We start from the raw sequence: 17133 nt of genomic DNA on the forward strand, positions 1-17133 counted from the left end.
ATCTCTTTTTCATGACTTTTCTTCCAAACGAAACCTTCATTTTTTGCACTTAAGTATTCTATTGGCTACTCGATAAATTAAATCTGCGGGTGTGTTCTCTTGGGTCTGTTGATTGCGCAGCAAAATGCCCGAGCATCCGCCAGCACTTCGATTGAATGGTCTGTCAGCAGCCTCCCGAAAATTTCTTTGAATAGCTCGAATGGCCGATTGTGAAAATCTCCATTCCGCTCCCCCTCAAGCAAACTTTATTTATTTTCTTTCTTGACCGGTGCGGGCAGTAATCAAAGCAACGGCAAAAAAGCCGCCTCTGGGATCTCCCCCCAAAAGCAGCATCCAAAACAGTTTATTTCCGTTTCCAATTCTTAATATCATTTTTGATAAACGTTTCTTCACCGGTATCCGGGTCCCGGATCACCTTATCCTGTGTCGGCACATCTTCTCTTCCTTCATCCGGTGCGTTTTCGTGTTGGTTTTCGATGACATGCTTTTCATTTTGCGTTTGTTCCTTTTTATCGTTTCCATCAAAAGTTTGCTTCACCTTGTCTATAAATGATTCATTGTTATTTTCTTTTTTCGTCATTGCTATCCCTCCATATGGATTCTTTTCCTATCCTTTACCCCTCCGGAAATAAAATAATCAGTTCCTGTTCCTTAGATAACACCAGCGTTTTTTATTGCTCATACATCATCTTTACAATTCTTAACACTCCCTTATCACATCCTTCATAAACGATTGGGACAATGGAGTTGGCAAGAGAATGAAAGGAGCTGGAGAAAGCATGAAAATTGCAGTGATTGGCGATTTGCATTATCCTACGGTGAAAGAGGACTATGCTTTGTCGCAAGGTGAACGGCAATTGTTTTATGAAAGCTTTATGGCGCATTTTTTCTCGATCCCCGCGGACCTGTATGTCTCCATTGGCGACTTGACGAATTTTGGAACGAAAGATGAACTGGAGGATATTTATGCAATCATCGACCAGCATCAGAAATCCTTTGTCCATGTGCTCGGCAACCACGATGTGTACGCCATGAAACGCGGAGAAGTTCTGAAGATCACCCAGCAGGACCGCTTTCATTCCATTTCGACCGAAACCGCGGTGTTGGCCTTTCTCGACACGGCACAGGAGCAGAATTATGAAGACTGGGGCGGAACCTTAGACACGGAGCAGCAGTATTGGCTTGCCGAAGTTGTGGAAGAATCCGGCTCCCGGCCGCTCATCACCTTTGGCCACCACCCGGTTTACGGCACCACCAAAAACTCCAGCAAAGAAAAACGTTCCATTTCACCGGATATTCCGGTGTGGGATTTACTGAATAAAAAGCAGAATGCAGGCCTGTATGTCAACGGACATAACCACTTCAACTCCATTGCAGCCCGTGAGCAGTGGACATTCCTGCAAATCGCCGCCGTTTTGGATGAGCAGGCTGTACGCGTCATCGAAGTCTCAGAAACGATGATTTCAATCGACTATGTGCCATTTGATGATTCCAGTCTCCGGCAGCAGGCACAGGCAATCGGCAATGCGATCGACCATTTCCGCCTTAATCCTCATCCTCTCGGAACAGAAGCCGACGTTAAATACGCCATCCCATTAGTGGCTGAAAAAATCAAATTGACTTAAGGGGTGATTCATATGGAAGACAATAAAAAGAAACACCATGTACAGGAAGATGAAGCAACTCAGGCCAATCTGGACATTCAGGAAGAATTTGATGACAATGATAAAAAGCAGGACGAAACATCTTCCCCTGTTCCCTTTGTTGCCAATAACACTGCTCCATTAACTCCCAAGGATAAAAACAAAAAGAAATAGTAAAAAAGCCAGGAATTTCGGATTTACTCCTCATTCCTGGCTTTTTTCTTTATATCGATTTTATTGCAAAGATAAGGAGCCCATAAAAATACACGTCCTCCCGTGGCTTGCAGGAGCGACGCTATTTCTCGTTTCCTTTATTTGCTGTGCATTACAATGCATTCCATTCAGGAATATGAAAAACCTCACATTCTGAAGTCTTATGCCTGCTGAAAAAACAATTTGCCGCCAGACTCCAAGGGGGGTGTGCTTTAACCTCACCCGCTCTTTTTAATGCACCATATTCCGTTTTTTAATGGCGCGTATCCAGAATCCGCCGTAAATCGTTTTGGCATCATAAGCAACGACAAAGGCGTTCGGATCCAGCTCTTTCACCGTCTTATACAGCTTCAATTCCTGTTTTTTTGGCATCAGAATCTGCAGCGAACTGCGTTTTCCTTCATAACCATTCGTTTCCCAGTCCGTTACGCCGTAGCCTTTCTCACGCAGCTGCACCGCAAGTGCGCCGCTGTTATCCTGTGAAATGACAGTTGCTGTCACATAACCCAGACTCAGTTTATCTTCAATTTTGGAACCGACGACGATTCCTGCCGCAAAACCGAAAGCATAGGCCAATAAATTCTGGACATTCGCTATATTATCGAGCACCAGCCCTAAACCAAGAATATTGATTACAACTTCCAGGACCGACAGCGCCGCTGCCGAGTATTGATAGCCTTTCAGTGTCAGGATCATCCGAATCGTCGACAGGGTGACGAAACTCAGACTGATACTGAAAATGATGAGTACCAATAAGAGAGGATGTATATCCAAACAGAATCTCCTCCGTTTATTTATGAAATATTTTCCATAATTATTTTTATGCTATTTTCTTTTTCCCCTGCCGAAAAAGATTAAACGTAATTTGCGCAAATTACTGCATATCTCATAGACAAGAAAGCCGAGGATAGTGCTATATGCAATGTATAGTGTAAATTCATGCAAGATAAAGCGGCTTCCTTTCCTCTTCTGGCATCCAGATCGGGTATTGAGCTTGTTGAGAAAGAAAAAAATGAAGCGTCAGGCGGTGCAGAGACAGGAGCAACGGTTTTCGAAGCGTGCGAGGATGCTCCGGCCGCTCCCTGCCAGGAAAACAAAAATCAGGTAACCGATAAATTAAAGGTCACCTGATTTTTGTTATTATCATCTATCTGAAATTCTTTTCTACAAATGCTTGCTCCTGCTCTGCGGACATCAGTCCCGTGGCTCTTCCCACAGTCCCCCCGTGCCAATTCCAGATGGTATTATGGGCAGACACTGCATTGCTGAAATCGCCTTTTTCCCAGGCCACCAGTGTTTCTTCATAAAATTCGCTGTGCTCATAGAACTCTTTATTTCCCCTTACAATCCTGAGCATGTTTTCAATGTTTTCGTCTGTCATTTCGACGGCCCCTATTTTCTTGGCAGCCACAATCTTCTGATGAGTCATTTGATGCAAGTAGGTTTGCAGCTTACCCTCCGGCATATCCTCCACAGGTTTATCGGCTGTTCCTTCAGAGTCTGAAGCTTCAACAGTATCATCGCTTAATTTTCGCTCTTCGATCTGATCTGCAACTGCAGAGATTTCTTCCGCGTCATTTGACGTGAAATCCTGGATGAACCAATAACCCGCACCTGCGATTACAGCTAATGTCAGAATGGAAATCGTTATTGTTGTTAAGATGGTTTTCATAAATTGTCCCCCTGTATTGATCAACAGCTTTTCTGTTTGACCTTTTTTATATATGATTTTGCCTAGATGAGCTAACTTATCCTCTTCTATGCTATATGACCCATCCAAGTATACAGGAAGATATGCATGCTTGCATCGAATATGCCTGGCAGTATGTTCCATTTCTACTCGGCTCACTGAAAAAAGCACAAGTCTCCAGGGTCAGGAGCCTTGTGCTTTTATAATGTCACTTTTATCTTATTGCTAAAATGTTCCTTTTATAATGAGTTGAAGAAAAGAATTTGATTTACCACCACTTTGGCGCTAAGAGAGTTACTTAGATATGGAGCAAAACAGCGCAGACGCCCAGGGGACCAAGCGAGTGCTGAGATCCACTCGGGCGAAGTGAAACGAGACCGAGTTAGCTCAGCGCAAGCCCCCAGGCAAGCAAGCTGTTTTGCGGAATATCGGCTACTAAAGATTATTAATTCTACTTTTATATTAAGAAGTCCCTTTTAGCCTTTCTCCTCCAACATCCCATCTTCGTAATTTCTGCGTTCATTATTCTTCTTCAGGTGGTAGGTGGCTCCCGTTTCCATCACTTTGCCGTCAAACTGCATCCGTTGTGACCGCATCTTGCCCTGGAGTTCATAAGCCCGCTGCATTTTTTTCTCGAATGTCTGCTTGCTTACATCAAGAGTGATCGTGCTGCCATTGCTGAGTGCAACCTGCGTCAGGCTTTTGCCGGCGTGCCGGTAATGCTTGACATGCGATAGCGCCAGCCACACACAGTCTTCACGAAACGGTGATTTGCATGGAAACAGGATAATCTCGCGTTCCCTGTCCAGAATCAGCGGGTTCATATTCATTTTCCCGAGTATCGCCTGAGCACCTTCAAGGGCTCCAATCATACTCGAACCACGGAAACGCAAATTCACATCAATCAGATCATACGGACTTAATCCGACTTTCGAGACACTTTCCTTTTTGCCCAATAAAGAATGGAGAAATCCATTGTCATCAAAGTTGGGCATAATGATTATCGTGTCTGATCCAATTGCATATTCCCATTTCATTTCTAAATGAATCTTCGGTTTTCTTCTCATTTGGCTATCCCCTTTTAGTTAAAGCTTATTTTTTCAGCTAAAATGGAGTATACTAACCTATAGTTGGTACAGTCCAACTGCCACCTCCGGATAGTTGTCGGGCAGACTACTCTATCCGGAGGTTTTCTGTTGCCACCAATATTGACCTCACTTCCATCTCACCTCCCAAATGCATTTCTGCTATACATCTAAAAAATGAACAAAGAGCTCTGGCACCTTTTTTCAACTTCAGTTACAACCTTTATGTAAGGTGGCTGATATCTAAACTGAATGCTAATGAATGCGCTTTCTTCTCATGCTCACTTTGTTAATTATATATTTATGCCTATAAATTGTCTAATTATTTTGTATCTTTTTTACTATTAAAATTACTTATTCTATAGCATTCAAAATTTTTCATTTAAACCTTTACAACTAACCTTTAGTCAATTATAATTTTTGCTTTATTTGGTATATAGAATGAATTATAGTTTCATCTAAAAAAGAAAAACCGCATCCGAAGGACCATAAAGGTTTTCGGATGCGGCAATTATTCATTCAACGCTTATCAATTCACTTTCAACCACTCCCTGAGGATTGATCGACTTAACAACTGCAAAACCTTCAACCATATAATACCTGAAGCCGTCCTGCGTGGTCACTTCCACGGCATTTGTAAATGTTCTGTAAGCTGTTTCGACGGTTTTATCGACTCCTGTAATGGTGTGGATGAAAGACTCATCGCCCAATCCGGTATTGAAAGTTTTGCCCATCTGAACCGGGTAGACAAGTGCCGGGGAGTATTCCGAATACGGATAGCCGAATGCAAAGAACGCATAATTTTCAAGCTCCAGATATTCGTAACTGTCGCCGTCCACTTCGACCGTCCACATGAATCCATAAGTCAGGTCGCCGCGGTCGGGCACATCTTCAAAACGATGGATGGCTGTTGTGCCGTCTGACATGCTGTAGCCATAGGTTTTGGTTTTGTCTTTTTGGTAGGACTGGGCAATCACTGCATCATTTTTGAATTCCGGCTCAAGCGCGCGTGCCAGAAATGCGGAAAATTGTCCACGCGTCACTGGCTGATGCGGACGGAACGTGTTATCCGGATAACCGTTGGTGATGCTGGCTGCCAGGATTTTGCTGATGGCACCGGCGTAATAAGCGTTTTGAGGCACATCCGTGAATGACGCGTTGAACGTAAAGGCAAGATCGAATACGCGCTCCATGATCAACGCCATATGCCCTCGAATGATTGGCGCATTTGGACGGAAGGTTCCGTCTTCAGAACCCAGGAAATAACCGGCTTTTGCGGCTTCAGCGATATAGCCACTGGCAGGATGACCTGCTGCTACATCACTGAAAGGAGTAGCTTGTGCTGAGCCATCCAAGTCCTTTAATCTCCCGATCATTATGGCTGCCTGTGCACGTGTCACTTCCGCATTCGGCCGAATGGTTCCGTCTGGATACCCTTTTATCACTTCATTTTCCAAAAGATAATTTATTTCCTCAAAATACGGATGGCTTTCCGGCAAATCCGGGGCAGCGGCAGCAGGCAGGACCAAAAGCAAAGACAACAGCACGACAAGCACACCCGACACTTTCTTCACACTTATCACTCCTCTATTAGGCAAACCAGTTTCTTACACATATTTTAGCATTTGACAGAGCCGAAAACATCACTTTTTTATCATTAAAGTAAATATTTATTAATAAACATTACCCTAAAATCAGTATTTACAAATCTACACTAGGCCGATGAGTTCGACATGATAACCATTGACCTTTCCAGTTAAATATAAAAATGCCGCCTTCGAAAACCTATACGGCTTCCGAAGGCGGCATATGTGTACTTAAGTCGTTTTTTATAAGCTGAAGTTGCTCTGATGCAAAGCCGCAGTTTTAAGTGTGAGAAACAATAATCTCCAAATTGCCTTCAATACCGTATTCTTCGATTGTGGCAGGCAGTATGAAGTTGTCCCCTTTTTTGAGCAACGAGCCTTTTCCATCAATCATAATTACCCCATCACCTTCAATCACACTCATGAGCAGGAAATCCTTCTTTAAAGGAGTGGTTGTTTTGCCGTCCAGTTTCCAATGATAGACAGTGAAATATTTGTCTACGATCAATTGGGTGGACTCCAGATCCCCGTTGATGTCTTTAACATCCGTCTTGGCAGTGTCTTTATGGGGGCAGCTCGTAACAGCCAGGGCTTGTTCAATATGCAGTTCCCGGCAGTTCCCGGCAGCATCGGTCCGTCCATAATCGTAAACACGGTAAGTGATATCCGAACTTTGCTGGGTTTCCAGAATGACGATCCCTTTCCCGATTGCGTGAAGGGTTCCGCTCGGAACATAGACGAAATCCCCCTTTTTCACCCGCAGACGCTGCAGCAGTCCAGTCCAATCTCCGTTCGTCACCATTTCCTTAAATTCCTGTTCATTTTGTGCATAATGTCCGAAAATGATCTCCGCATTTTCATCGCAATCAAGGATATACCAGCATTCCGTTTTACCGAATTTTTCTTCAGCGACTTCCCTGGCGTAGAGATCATCCGGATGTACCTGGACGGACAAGTCATCATTGGCATCCAGTATTTTTGTCAGCAGAGGGAAGGTTTCCGATTCAGTAATATTTCCAAATAAATAAGAATGCTCCTTCCATACTTCCAATAAGCTTTTCCCTTTTAATAACCCGTTCATTACAATAGATGGACCTTTTTGATGTGCAGAAATAACCCAGGCTTCCCCAGTGGATTCGCTGGGAATATTGTAGCCGTATAATTTCTGCAGTTTGGTACCGCCCCAGATCCGCTCCTGAAACGCCGGTTCTAGAAAAACAGGTTCACTATACACGGGAATGACCCCTCCATTCATAATCAGTTTTCACTGGAACTTTGGTGAACTTTTTCAGCAAGGGCTTAAACAGCGGAGTGACCTGTCCATTTAAATAGTAATTTTGCAAAGAGCTTCGATATCATTCCAGTCATCGGCAATGCAGTGCATATCCTCTTCGACCAATTCACTGCCAGTTTGAACTTCAATGATTTCCATATCAGTGATGGCTTTCACTGCATGTTTTTCCCCGAGAGAATTATAGATGACATCCCCTGCGCGTATGTGCCGCAGCTGATTGTTCAGGACATAGATCCCCTCACCTCTCACGATTGTCCATACTTCACTGCGTTTATAATGCATTTGGTAGCTCAAATTTTTTCCTGCAGTGATATTCAGCCGTTTAATCAGCACACCATTGCCTTCCGGGTATTTCGTTTTTTCAAGGACGCGATACCAGCCCCAACTGCGTTCTTCATACATCGGCCGGTCGTCGAAGCCCTTGACATACTCTTTCACTTTCGAACTGCCCTCTTTGTCGGTGACTAAAATGCCGTCTGGACTGGCAGCGACTACAACATTGTCCAGCCCCAACAGAATGACGGGAACATCCAGTTCATTGACAATATGGGAATTCTTAACACCTTCTCCAATGATGCCTTTACCGGTAACCATCGTGGCCATTTCATCAGTCAGGGTATTCCAGGTTCCGAGGTCTTTCCAATAGCCAGTGTAGGAAAGTGTGATAATATGCTTCGCCTTTTCGACAATTTCATAATCGAAACTGTTTTTCGGCAGCAGATGATAATTTTGTAGAAGTGTTTCATAATCAACCGGAATATTCTTTTCAATCAGAAGATCAATAATATACTTTAATTTGAAAGCAAAAACGCCGCAATTCCATAAAGCATTTTTTCCGATCAGATGTTTAGCCAGTGCTTCATCGGGTTTTTCCTTAAAATAATCGACTGTAAAGCATTCATCTTTATCGAAATCCTTCGGTACAATATAGCCATACTTTTCAGAAGGAAAAGTAGGAGTGACACCCATCAATGCCAAGTTTGCATTTGAATTTCTTAATGCGAATTCAAGATCCAGCACCCGTTGGAAAAACTTGTCTTCCACATACGGATCGACCGGCAGCATTGCAATCACTTCGTCCAGGTCCGTCCCCTGCGAATACAAATAGACTGCAGCAAGGGCGATTGCGGGGAATGTATCCCGACGCTCAGGCTCTGTTACGATCTGTACTTCAGGTCCCAATTGGGTTTTGATCATATCCACCTGCGAATGACCGGTGGCTATAATAGAATCTGCAGCTAACTTATTTTCTTCCAATTGCCCCCACACACGTTGCACCATCGACACTTTTCTGCCTTCCGCATCTTTCAAAACTTTCAAAAATTGTTTCGATCTTGAATCATTGGATAATGGCCACAGCCTTTTTCCGGATCCTCCGGACAGCAATACTAATTTCATGAGTTCCCTCCTAATCCATAAAGTAAGTTCGGGTTCGAACAGATTCATTTTGCTCATTCAGGTCGATAAACAGAAAACACAGTGAGTGCCTGGGTCCCTGTCAACCATATTTTTAATAATGTCTTTGATATCCCTCCCTGTTTACGATATCTTTCAACACTAAAAAAAATTTGTACACTCAGCATAATCATGCGAGGTTAAATAAAGGTTAAGTATTCTGAGTATTTAAAAAATATTAATTCCATAGCTTGGTTCGATAATTTTCAGCACTCGATATCACTCAGAGCAAGGTGATTTGGGTGAACAGAAAGCCGGTCTTTCAGCCACGCTTTATTTCATGACGAATCCAGGTCTGTTCAGAGTTTCTGCAATTCATGAACATGGTATTAACAGGAAATTCTTGCTCCAGGATTCTGTTTTTAGCTTTTGCATCTTCAGAAATAAATAAATGTCATTTTATTATTATATATAACAATAAAACATTACTCCATTCATCACATTGTGGTAATATTAAATCAAACAGGGAGGGATAAAGATGAAGATTATTTTATCTTTAGCTGCTGCCGCCATTCTGATGTTCAGTACGTTTCTGTCTCCTGCCAAAGCTATTGTTCTGTTTGATGACGTCTTTGCAGACCATCAGTTCGCCTTTGAAATCGCTTACTTGTATGAAGAAGGAATCATCAATGGGTACCCTGACGGCACTTTCCGGCCAAATGATCCAGTTAGCAGGGCTCACGCTGTCACCATGATTGGACGCGCTCTCAACCTGGACGACACCCCTCGCTCAACTGGTTTTAATGATGTGTCAGCCAGCCATCCGTATTCCGGCTATATCTCTTCAGCTGTTGATGCGGGAATAGTCATCGGTGATGAGAATGACAATTTCCGGCCAACCGGAACCACCACCCGTGCCCACACCGCAGTAATGCTGGACCGAGGGATCTATTTCCCGGAAGCGCCGGATAATAATTTCCTAGATATGTCGGATAGCCATTACGCATTCGATGCTGTATCAAGGCTGGCCCAGCAAGGAGTGGTTCGCGGTTATCCGGATAATACGTTCCGTCCGGACATTTCCGTCACACGCGCTCAGTTTGCGGCAATGCTGGCCCGCGCCATCGAACCGAGCTTCATTCCTGATAAACAGGAATTGCTGATGACGGCCAATGAAATTCTTGCGGAGCTCCAGGCTGAGGATTTTGCTGACGTGGCAGCTTATGTCAGTTCTGAAGATGGATTACAGTTCTGCCCATATGCCGGCGGCTGCGTCGACAGTGGCGGAGTCACTTTCACGAAAGATGAACTTTCCGGCTTCATGACTGATTCGAACGATTATTTATGGGGGTATGAGGACGGCAGCGGTTTCGAAATCAATTTGACGCCTGCCGAATATTACGATGAATATTTGTTGGAAGCCACATACACCGCCAAAGAACGTTACGGGCGCAACTATCCAACAGCAACAGAGTTTATCCATCAACTGTATCCCGAAGCCACCATTGTCGAATACTATTTCCCGGGCACAGACCAATATGATGGTTTGGACTGGCAAAGCCTGAACATGGTTTTCGAGAAGAACAGCAGCGGAGATTGGGTATTAGTGGCGATCATCAACGACCGTTGGACAGTGTAAAGTTGAAGGAATGACAAAGAGAGACCCGGCAATGTTTGCCGGGTCTCTGAGCTTGTTGAGAAAGTAAAAATGAAAACCGATATTCCGCAAAACAGCTTCGCTTGCCAAAACCCGTGCTCCTGCATCGCTGCGCTAGCTTCGTCGCAAAGCATTGGCCGAACTACCTTCGGCCAACACTTGGCTCGCGCTGAGCTAACTCGGTCTCGTTTCACTTCGCCCGAGTGGATCTCAGCACTTCGCTTGGTCCCCTGGGCGTCTTCGCTGTTTTGCTCCATATCTCAGATTGTTTTCTCTAAAAGAAAAATTTTAAGCCTATTTCAAGAAAAAAGCATTCTGATTTTACTTTGAACTCGAGAGGAGCGTCCGCCTAGAGCGAAATGATTGGAGAAGTTGTCGGTTTCTCGACAGCCTGAGAGACCCGGCAATGTTTGCCGGGTCTCTCTTCATTTGGAATGACATTATTCGCTTATGGATGCCTGACAACACCGGATACTTTCAGGTTAAAATACAGTCTAATCGGCTATGGCCCGAACAATAGTCATATAAATATTCCGAATATTGTGATATTATAATTTTTAATGTATTCTAATTGGAGAAGCAGAGGCTTTCCCCAGTACATGACACTAATAAATGAACCAGAGCTTCGATGCTATAGCTCTGTATTCTATAAGGACGGAGGATGGGTATGCCTTACAATAAAGTTATGATCCTGGATATTCCAATCAGTAATCTAAGCCTGGAAGATTTTCTTGAGAGAATTTATGGAGAGTTAAGTTCTAAAACAAAGAATATATTTATAGTTACTGCCAATCCTGAAATTATAATGACTGCTAAGCACTCCCCTTCCTACCGTAAATCAGTTCTGCAGGCCAACTATATCGTTCCTGATGGCAGCGGAATAATGCTTGCTTCTAAAATACTTGATCAGCCACTGGCAGAAAAAATTACCGGTTATGACCTCTTCCATATATTTTTGGCTCATGCAAGTGAACATAAGAAAACAATATATTTTTTCGGTTCGAAAGAAGGCGTTGCAAGCAAAGCCGCACTAAATGCCTTAGAACTGTATAATGATTTTAAAATTGCTGGAACCAAAAACGGCTATTCAGGCTTAGGGGAAGATATTGCCTTGGAAATTGCAGAAACCAAACCTGATTTTGTCTTTGTGGGTCTTGGTGCTCCGTTGCAGGAACAATGGATTGCTGATTATAAATATCTATTTCCACATGCAGTATTAATGGGTGTAGGCGGCAGTTTTGATGTCCTGTCGGGGAATTCCAAACGTGCCCCTCAATTCTGGATTAAACACAATCTGGAATGGCTGTACCGTTTGCTTACTCAGCCCATCAGGGGAAAAAGAATGATGCAATTGCCTCTTTATCTTATGCTGGTATTTAAGCAAAAGTGGAAAAGGAGCAGGATCCTAAAAAAAGAGAATGGAAAAATCCTTTAAACAAATCGTTTAAAGGATTTTTTGAGGCTGTCAAAAAACTGTCCACTTCTCCAATCATTTCGCTCTAGGCGGACGCTTTCCTCGGGGAGCTGCCTGAGCCTCCTCATCGCTTCGCTCTTGCGGGGTCTCAGGACTAGCTCTGGTTCCCGATGGAGTCGCCGCCTGCCGCTTCATTCTGTTCTGTGCTGTTAATGCAAGTGTTCACCTTCTCACATACCACACACTTAAACGTCGATTCCTTTATAAAAAGTAAGCTGAGATATGGAGCAAAAAAGCGAAGACGCCCAGGGGAGCAGGCGAATGCCGACGAAGTGCAAGATCCACTCGGGCGAAGTGCAACGAGGCCGAGTTAGCTCAGCGCAAGCCAAGTGTTGGCCGAAGGTAGTTCGGCCAATGCTTTGCGACGAAGCTAGCGCAGCGATGCAGGAGCACGGGTTTTGGCAAGCAAGCTGTTTTGCGGAATATCGGCTTTCATTTTTACTTTCTCAACAAAATGGAAAAATCCTTTAAACAAATCGTTTAAAGGATTTTTTGTTTTGCCGAAGCATATTTTTTTAAAACTTCATGGCGATAATTCGCCTTCTCTTTTTTTGTCATCTCTTTATAGTCTTCAAGAAATTGCTCATACTTTTCCAGTACACTGTCTGCCAGTCCGTATTCTTTGAGTGTACCGAATTCCAGCCAGGCAATTTCATCGCAGAACTTCCTCATTTGGGAAATTGAATGGCTGACAAAGAACATCGTTTTTCCTTTTTCTTTGAACTCCATCATTTTGTTGAAGCTCTTTTCAGCGAAGGCTTTGTCCCCTACCGATAATGCTTCGTCAATAATCAGAATATCCGGATCCACCCGCACAGAAATAGAGAAACCCAAACGTGACTTCATGCCGCTTGAGTATGACTTGACGGGCTGATCGATGAATTTTTCAATCTCGGCAAACTCAATAATTTCCTCTTCCATCTCTTCAATTTCCTGACTGGAAAATCCAAGCATCAAAAGTTTCAATTCGATATTCTCCCGGCCGGTCAGTTTATTATCAAGTCCCGCATTAACTGCTATTAACGCAACATTCCCTTTGCTGATGACTTTGCCGGAAGTAGCAGGAATAACACCTGCGATTATATTGGCTAATGTCGATTTACCGGAACCGTTTATGCCGATAAGACCCACTATGGCTCCTTCATCCACACTGAATGATACATCCCTCAGAGCAAAAAATTCTTCCCCGTATTCTTTGGCCGGATTGATCAAATCCAGCAGGCGTTCAGACTTTTTCTTGTATAATTTATATCGTTTCGATACATTCTGGACATCCACTGACTTTGCCATTGGCATCACTTCCCATTTTAGAGGAAATCAATAAATTGATTTCTGAATTTCACATGCAGATATGAACCCACTACGAATGTAATCAGGATAATTCCAACAAAATATGCCGTATAAACCGGATTCTCCAGGAAGTACCAGCCTTCCCCGAGCAAAGAATAACGATACCCTTCGATTATATAATAAAAAGGATTTAACTTCATATAAGGTTGCCATGTCTCCGGCAATAGAGTCGGTGGCCAAAGGATTGGAGAAAGATACAACAGCATCCTCATAATGGACTGGAGCAGCATCTGCACATCCCGGACAATCGTCGTCAATGTCGAGGTGATCAAAACCAGGCTGAACAGGAACGCAAGCAGCCCCAGCATATAAAGCGGCAATTGGATATAATAGATGGAAATCGGGTATCCGATGAATTGCAGAAAGATGATGCCAAGTCCCAAAAGGATTAAATGCGGATAAAATTGCGCGAAAATTACATAGCTTGGGATGACACTCATCGGAAAATTCATCTTGGCCAGCATCTTTATCTTGCTGTAAATCGCTTTGGAACCTTTCATGACTGCCTGGGTGATAAAGAACCAGACCAATATTCCGGCAAACATCCACTGCAGATAAGGTATATCGCCAACAGGTTCCCGTTGCCGGATGCCGAACCCAAAAACAAACCAATAGATCGTAATTTGAATAGCCGGATTAATGATTTCCCAGGCCATCCCCAGATAATTCCCACTCGTCAAACTCCGCAATTCATAAACTGAAAGCCTTCTCACCAAATAGAAATATTGGAATTGTTCTTTCAGTATTTTCATCATCGACTTCATCCCGGATTCTCACCTACTCGCTTTCATTCACATTACTCCAAAAATGCTTGTACTACCCGTTCTGCCGCATTGCCATCTTCCAACGAGGAAAACTTCTCTTTGAACACGCTGAATTTCGGATTCAGTTGGACATCCGAATCTTTCAGGTTATTTAGTGCATCGAACAGCTCTGCTTCTGTCTCCGCAATCGGACCAGGAGCTTCTTTTTCAATATCGAAATAAAAACCCCTTAGCTGATCCCGATACAGGTCCAGGTCATACATAAAGAAAACGATCGGCCGGTCCAGTATGGCAAAATCGAAAAACACCGAAGAATAATCAGTGATCATCAGATCGGCCATCAAATAGAGCTCCCTAATATCCGGATATGAAGAGACATTGAATACTGTTCCTTCATATGCTGAGAAATCGAAATTTTCAGCTACCAGATAATGCATTCTTGACAGCAGGACCCATTCCTCGCCAAATTCCTGCTGCCATTTATCCAAATCGAATTGAAATTTGAATTTATATTTCCCTTTTTCATAGAACTCATTGTCACGCCACGTCGGTGCATAAAGCATTATTTTTTTGTCTTCAGGGATTCCCAGCTGTTTTTTCACATGGCTGATTACATTCGTTGAATGGCGGGATAACAGATCGTTTCGCGGATATCCTGATTCAATAATTTTGCCCTGATAATGAAAAGCTCTTCTGAAAATCTCCGAGGAATATGAATTGGGGGATACCAGGTAATCCCATTTACTCGATTCTACTATAAAATTCTTTTTGTAATTGCTTGTATTGGTACCCGGCATATGAATTTCTTCGATATCGATGCCAAGTTTTTTTAAAGGCGTCCCGTGCCACGTCTGGATATAGACTGTTTTTTTCGGTTTTGGCATCCAGGCAGGCAAACGGACATTATTCACCCAATATTTCGCACGTGGGAAATTGAGAAACCAGGCGATAGAAAAGCGGCGCAGATATGGCACCCCAAAGTCCTGGAACAGACTCTGTGCTTGTTTGTCAACACTCCACAGCAACTGGTAGTCGGGATGGTGTTCTTTCATGTATTCATAAATCGCACGGGGACTGTCACTGTATTGCTGTGCATGAAAACTTTCAAAAATGACAAGCTTCCGCTTTTTGGGCAGGAGTCCTGTCACAATGAATAAAATTTTGAATAATTGCAGGGAACTTCCATTGTTTTTTAGCCTGCCAATCCCGTTTACCACCCCTTTTTTCAAAAAACCAGCTTCAACGTTTGCAAACCTGAAACTGTCGTCCCCCGTCAATCGTTGCACTTTTTTATACAGAATCATTTATTTTCCTCTTCTGCTCAGTATTTTCATTAGCTATTTAAAATGATAACATATAATATATATTCATAACATTTTATTATAACTCATAAAATTCCATCGGATGGAGTGAGTAAGCCTATGAAAAAAGTCATCACCTATGGGACCTTCGATTTACTGCATCATGGCCATATAAATGTCCTGAAAAAGGCGAAGCAGCTCGGTGACTATCTGATAGTCGGGCTTTCTTCAGATGAGTTCAATGCCCACAAAGGAAAAGCGGCGTACCATTCATTTGAAGAAAGAAAGATGATATTGGAGGCTATTAAGTATGTGGACGAAGTGATTCCCGAAACCAGCTGGGACCAAAAGGCAGATGATATTACGACTAATCATGTAGCTGTCTTTGTGATGGGCTCGGATTGGGAAGGAAAATTCGATGAACTGTCCGATTATTGCGAGGTCATTTATATTCCAAGGACGGATGGTATTTCGACAAGTAAAATAAAAACAGACCTTTTGAATAAACAATGATGAAGGAACTTCTAATTTCTTTATACCTTGGCGCAACCAGAATTGCTTTTATATTTTTTAAATTATTTCCGTTAACAAATAAAACTGTTTTCCTTTCCACGTTTGGTGACAATGCCTTTTTCACAGCAAGGGAGTTAGCTTCATCCAGTCGGCAGCAATTAATTTTTATTAACGATAAAAAATGCAAAGTTGATTTTTCTTCGATTCCAGCAGACAACAAGATTATATATTTCAGCGGGACGGCAAATGTATGGGAAATAACCCATTCAATCTACCACCTCGCGACAGCCAAATACATTTTCATTGATAATTATGCAGGGGCATTGTCGGCTATTCGTTTTAAGAAAGAAGTTACATGTGTGCAGTTATGGCACGCTGCCGGAGCTTTCAAGAAATTCGGCTGGGGTGATCCGGAAACCGCCAAAAGAAGCCACAAAGCAAAAAAGAGATTCCAGAAAGTCTATGATCAATTTCACTATATACCGGTCGGCTCACAGCAGATGGAAGATATTTTCATCGAAGCTTTCCATCTGGATCCAAGCCGGATTTTGCACACCGGCGTACCTCAAACCGATTTTTACTTTGACAAAAAAGCCATGCAAAAGGGATTGGAACGGATATATGACTGTTACCCCGTGCTGGCAGGAAAAACGGTCATATTATATGCGCCGACTTTCAGGAAGGATTCCCTTAGCCGGATGAAGATGGAACTTGATGCATCACAATTTCTTGAAGCACTTGATGACAGTCACGTCCTTTTAATCCGTGCACATCCGTCCGTCCAAAAAGCGGTTCAGAATTTTACTGATTCACGCATTATTTTGGTCAGTGATTATCCGCAGATAAATGACCTTTTAGTGGTCAGCGATATTTTAGTAACAGACTATTCCTCCATCCCTGTAGAATTCTCACTGCTGCAGAAGAAGATGATTTTCTTCACCTATGACCTGGAATCCTATAGCCGGACCCATGGTTTATGGTCGATGGACGAAGCCTCCTTCCCCGGTCCAATAGCCCGAACTACGGCGGAAGTGATAACCCATATCAAAGACCCGGACATCAATTATACTGAAATCGATCGGTTCAAGAATCAGTGGAACGCTTTTTCCGATGGTGTTTCTGCCAGGAAATTGATCAACGAGATTTACGACTTGAAAGATTTATAAAT

General features: G+C 43.1%; 16 protein-coding genes. 6 read left to right on the forward strand and 10 right to left on the reverse strand.

The window, feature by feature from the left end:
• Window positions 1-343 precede the first annotated feature (343 nt).
• Entirely contained in the window at window positions 344-580 is a 237-nt protein-coding gene (locus ACFQ1X_RS07750) for a hypothetical protein (protein ID WP_144838080.1), read from the reverse strand.
• Between the two features lie 178 nt (window positions 581-758).
• Here ACFQ1X_RS07750 and ACFQ1X_RS07755 point away from each other — a divergent pair, with 178 nt between their 5' ends.
• The gene (locus tag ACFQ1X_RS07755) at window positions 759-1625 is read left to right on the forward strand and encodes a metallophosphoesterase family protein (RefSeq protein WP_144838082.1); all 867 of its coding nucleotides are present in this window, start codon (window positions 759-761) and stop codon (window positions 1623-1625) included.
• A 12-nt stretch (window positions 1626-1637) separates the two neighbouring features.
• The gene (locus ACFQ1X_RS07760) at window positions 1638-1817 is read left to right on the forward strand and encodes a hypothetical protein (RefSeq protein WP_144838084.1); all 180 of its coding nucleotides are present in this window, start codon (window positions 1638-1640) and stop codon (window positions 1815-1817) included.
• Between the two features lie 270 nt (window positions 1818-2087).
• Here ACFQ1X_RS07760 and ACFQ1X_RS07765 read toward each other — a convergent pair whose 3' ends face one another.
• The 6 genes from ACFQ1X_RS07765 to ACFQ1X_RS07790 form a co-directional block, all read right to left on the reverse strand.
• The gene (locus ACFQ1X_RS07765) at window positions 2088-2630 is read right to left on the reverse strand and encodes a DUF2179 domain-containing protein (RefSeq protein ID WP_144838085.1); all 543 of its coding nucleotides are present in this window, start codon (window positions 2628-2630) and stop codon (window positions 2088-2090) included.
• Window positions 2631-3003: 373 nt separating this feature from the next.
• Window positions 3004-3528: a DUF6241 domain-containing protein gene (locus ACFQ1X_RS07770; RefSeq protein ID WP_144838087.1), complete on the reverse strand. Its 525-nt coding sequence runs from the start codon at window positions 3526-3528 to the stop codon at window positions 3004-3006.
• Window positions 3529-4022: 494 nt separating this feature from the next.
• Complete coding sequence (locus tag ACFQ1X_RS07775) at window positions 4023-4613, reverse strand: competence protein ComK (RefSeq protein WP_144838089.1); 591 nt, start codon at window positions 4611-4613, stop codon at window positions 4023-4025.
• A 533-nt stretch (window positions 4614-5146) separates the two neighbouring features.
• Window positions 5147-6205: an S-layer homology domain-containing protein gene (locus ACFQ1X_RS07780; protein ID WP_144838091.1), complete on the reverse strand. Its 1059-nt coding sequence runs from the start codon at window positions 6203-6205 to the stop codon at window positions 5147-5149.
• A 292-nt stretch (window positions 6206-6497) separates the two neighbouring features.
• Entirely contained in the window at window positions 6498-7451 is a 954-nt protein-coding gene (manA, locus tag ACFQ1X_RS07785; protein ID WP_144838093.1) for a mannose-6-phosphate isomerase, class I, read from the reverse strand.
• A 90-nt stretch (window positions 7452-7541) separates the two neighbouring features.
• Window positions 7542-8909, reverse strand: coding sequence for a sugar phosphate nucleotidyltransferase (locus ACFQ1X_RS07790; RefSeq protein ID WP_144838095.1), 1368 nt, complete (start codon window positions 8907-8909; stop codon window positions 7542-7544).
• 535 nt (window positions 8910-9444) lie between these two features.
• Here ACFQ1X_RS07790 and ACFQ1X_RS07795 point away from each other — a divergent pair.
• Together ACFQ1X_RS07795 and ACFQ1X_RS07800 are read left to right on the forward strand one after the other, a co-directional pair.
• Window positions 9445-10545, forward strand: a complete 1101-nt coding sequence (locus ACFQ1X_RS07795; protein ID WP_144838097.1) for an S-layer homology domain-containing protein — start codon at window positions 9445-9447, stop codon at window positions 10543-10545.
• 685 nt (window positions 10546-11230) lie between these two features.
• Complete coding sequence (locus tag ACFQ1X_RS07800) at window positions 11231-11998, forward strand: WecB/TagA/CpsF family glycosyltransferase (RefSeq protein WP_379081998.1); 768 nt, start codon at window positions 11231-11233, stop codon at window positions 11996-11998.
• Window positions 11999-12517: 519 nt separating this feature from the next.
• On the opposite strand, the gene tagH is transcribed toward ACFQ1X_RS07800, so the two are convergent.
• From tagH to ACFQ1X_RS07815, 3 genes are read right to left on the reverse strand one after another with little or no spacing between them, the layout of a single operon-like run.
• Window positions 12518-13327: a teichoic acids export ABC transporter ATP-binding subunit TagH gene (gene tagH, locus ACFQ1X_RS07805; protein ID WP_144841577.1), complete on the reverse strand. Its 810-nt coding sequence runs from the start codon at window positions 13325-13327 to the stop codon at window positions 12518-12520.
• A gap of 17 nt (window positions 13328-13344) precedes the next feature.
• A complete protein-coding gene (locus ACFQ1X_RS07810) occupies window positions 13345-14151 on the reverse strand; it encodes an ABC transporter permease (protein ID WP_144841576.1) in 807 nt (268 codons plus the stop codon).
• 32 nt (window positions 14152-14183) lie between these two features.
• Window positions 14184-15455: a CDP-glycerol glycerophosphotransferase family protein gene (locus tag ACFQ1X_RS07815; RefSeq protein ID WP_144841575.1), complete on the reverse strand. Its 1272-nt coding sequence runs from the start codon at window positions 15453-15455 to the stop codon at window positions 14184-14186.
• Window positions 15456-15572: 117 nt separating this feature from the next.
• Here ACFQ1X_RS07815 and tagD point away from each other — a divergent pair, with 117 nt between their 5' ends.
• Window positions 15573-15965, forward strand: a complete 393-nt coding sequence (gene tagD / locus ACFQ1X_RS07820; protein ID WP_144841574.1) for a glycerol-3-phosphate cytidylyltransferase — start codon at window positions 15573-15575, stop codon at window positions 15963-15965.
• A complete protein-coding gene (locus ACFQ1X_RS07825; RefSeq protein WP_379082003.1) occupies window positions 15965-17131 on the forward strand; it encodes a CDP-glycerol glycerophosphotransferase family protein in 1167 nt (388 codons plus the stop codon). Before tagD ends, ACFQ1X_RS07825 begins: the two co-directional genes overlap by 1 nt.
• The last annotated feature ends 2 nt before the right edge of the window (window positions 17132-17133 follow it).

Origin of the sequence: Metaplanococcus flavidus (genome assembly GCF_042675885.1) — a bacterium.
Taxonomy (GTDB): domain Bacteria; phylum Bacillota; class Bacilli; order Bacillales_A; family Planococcaceae; genus Planococcus; species Planococcus flavidus.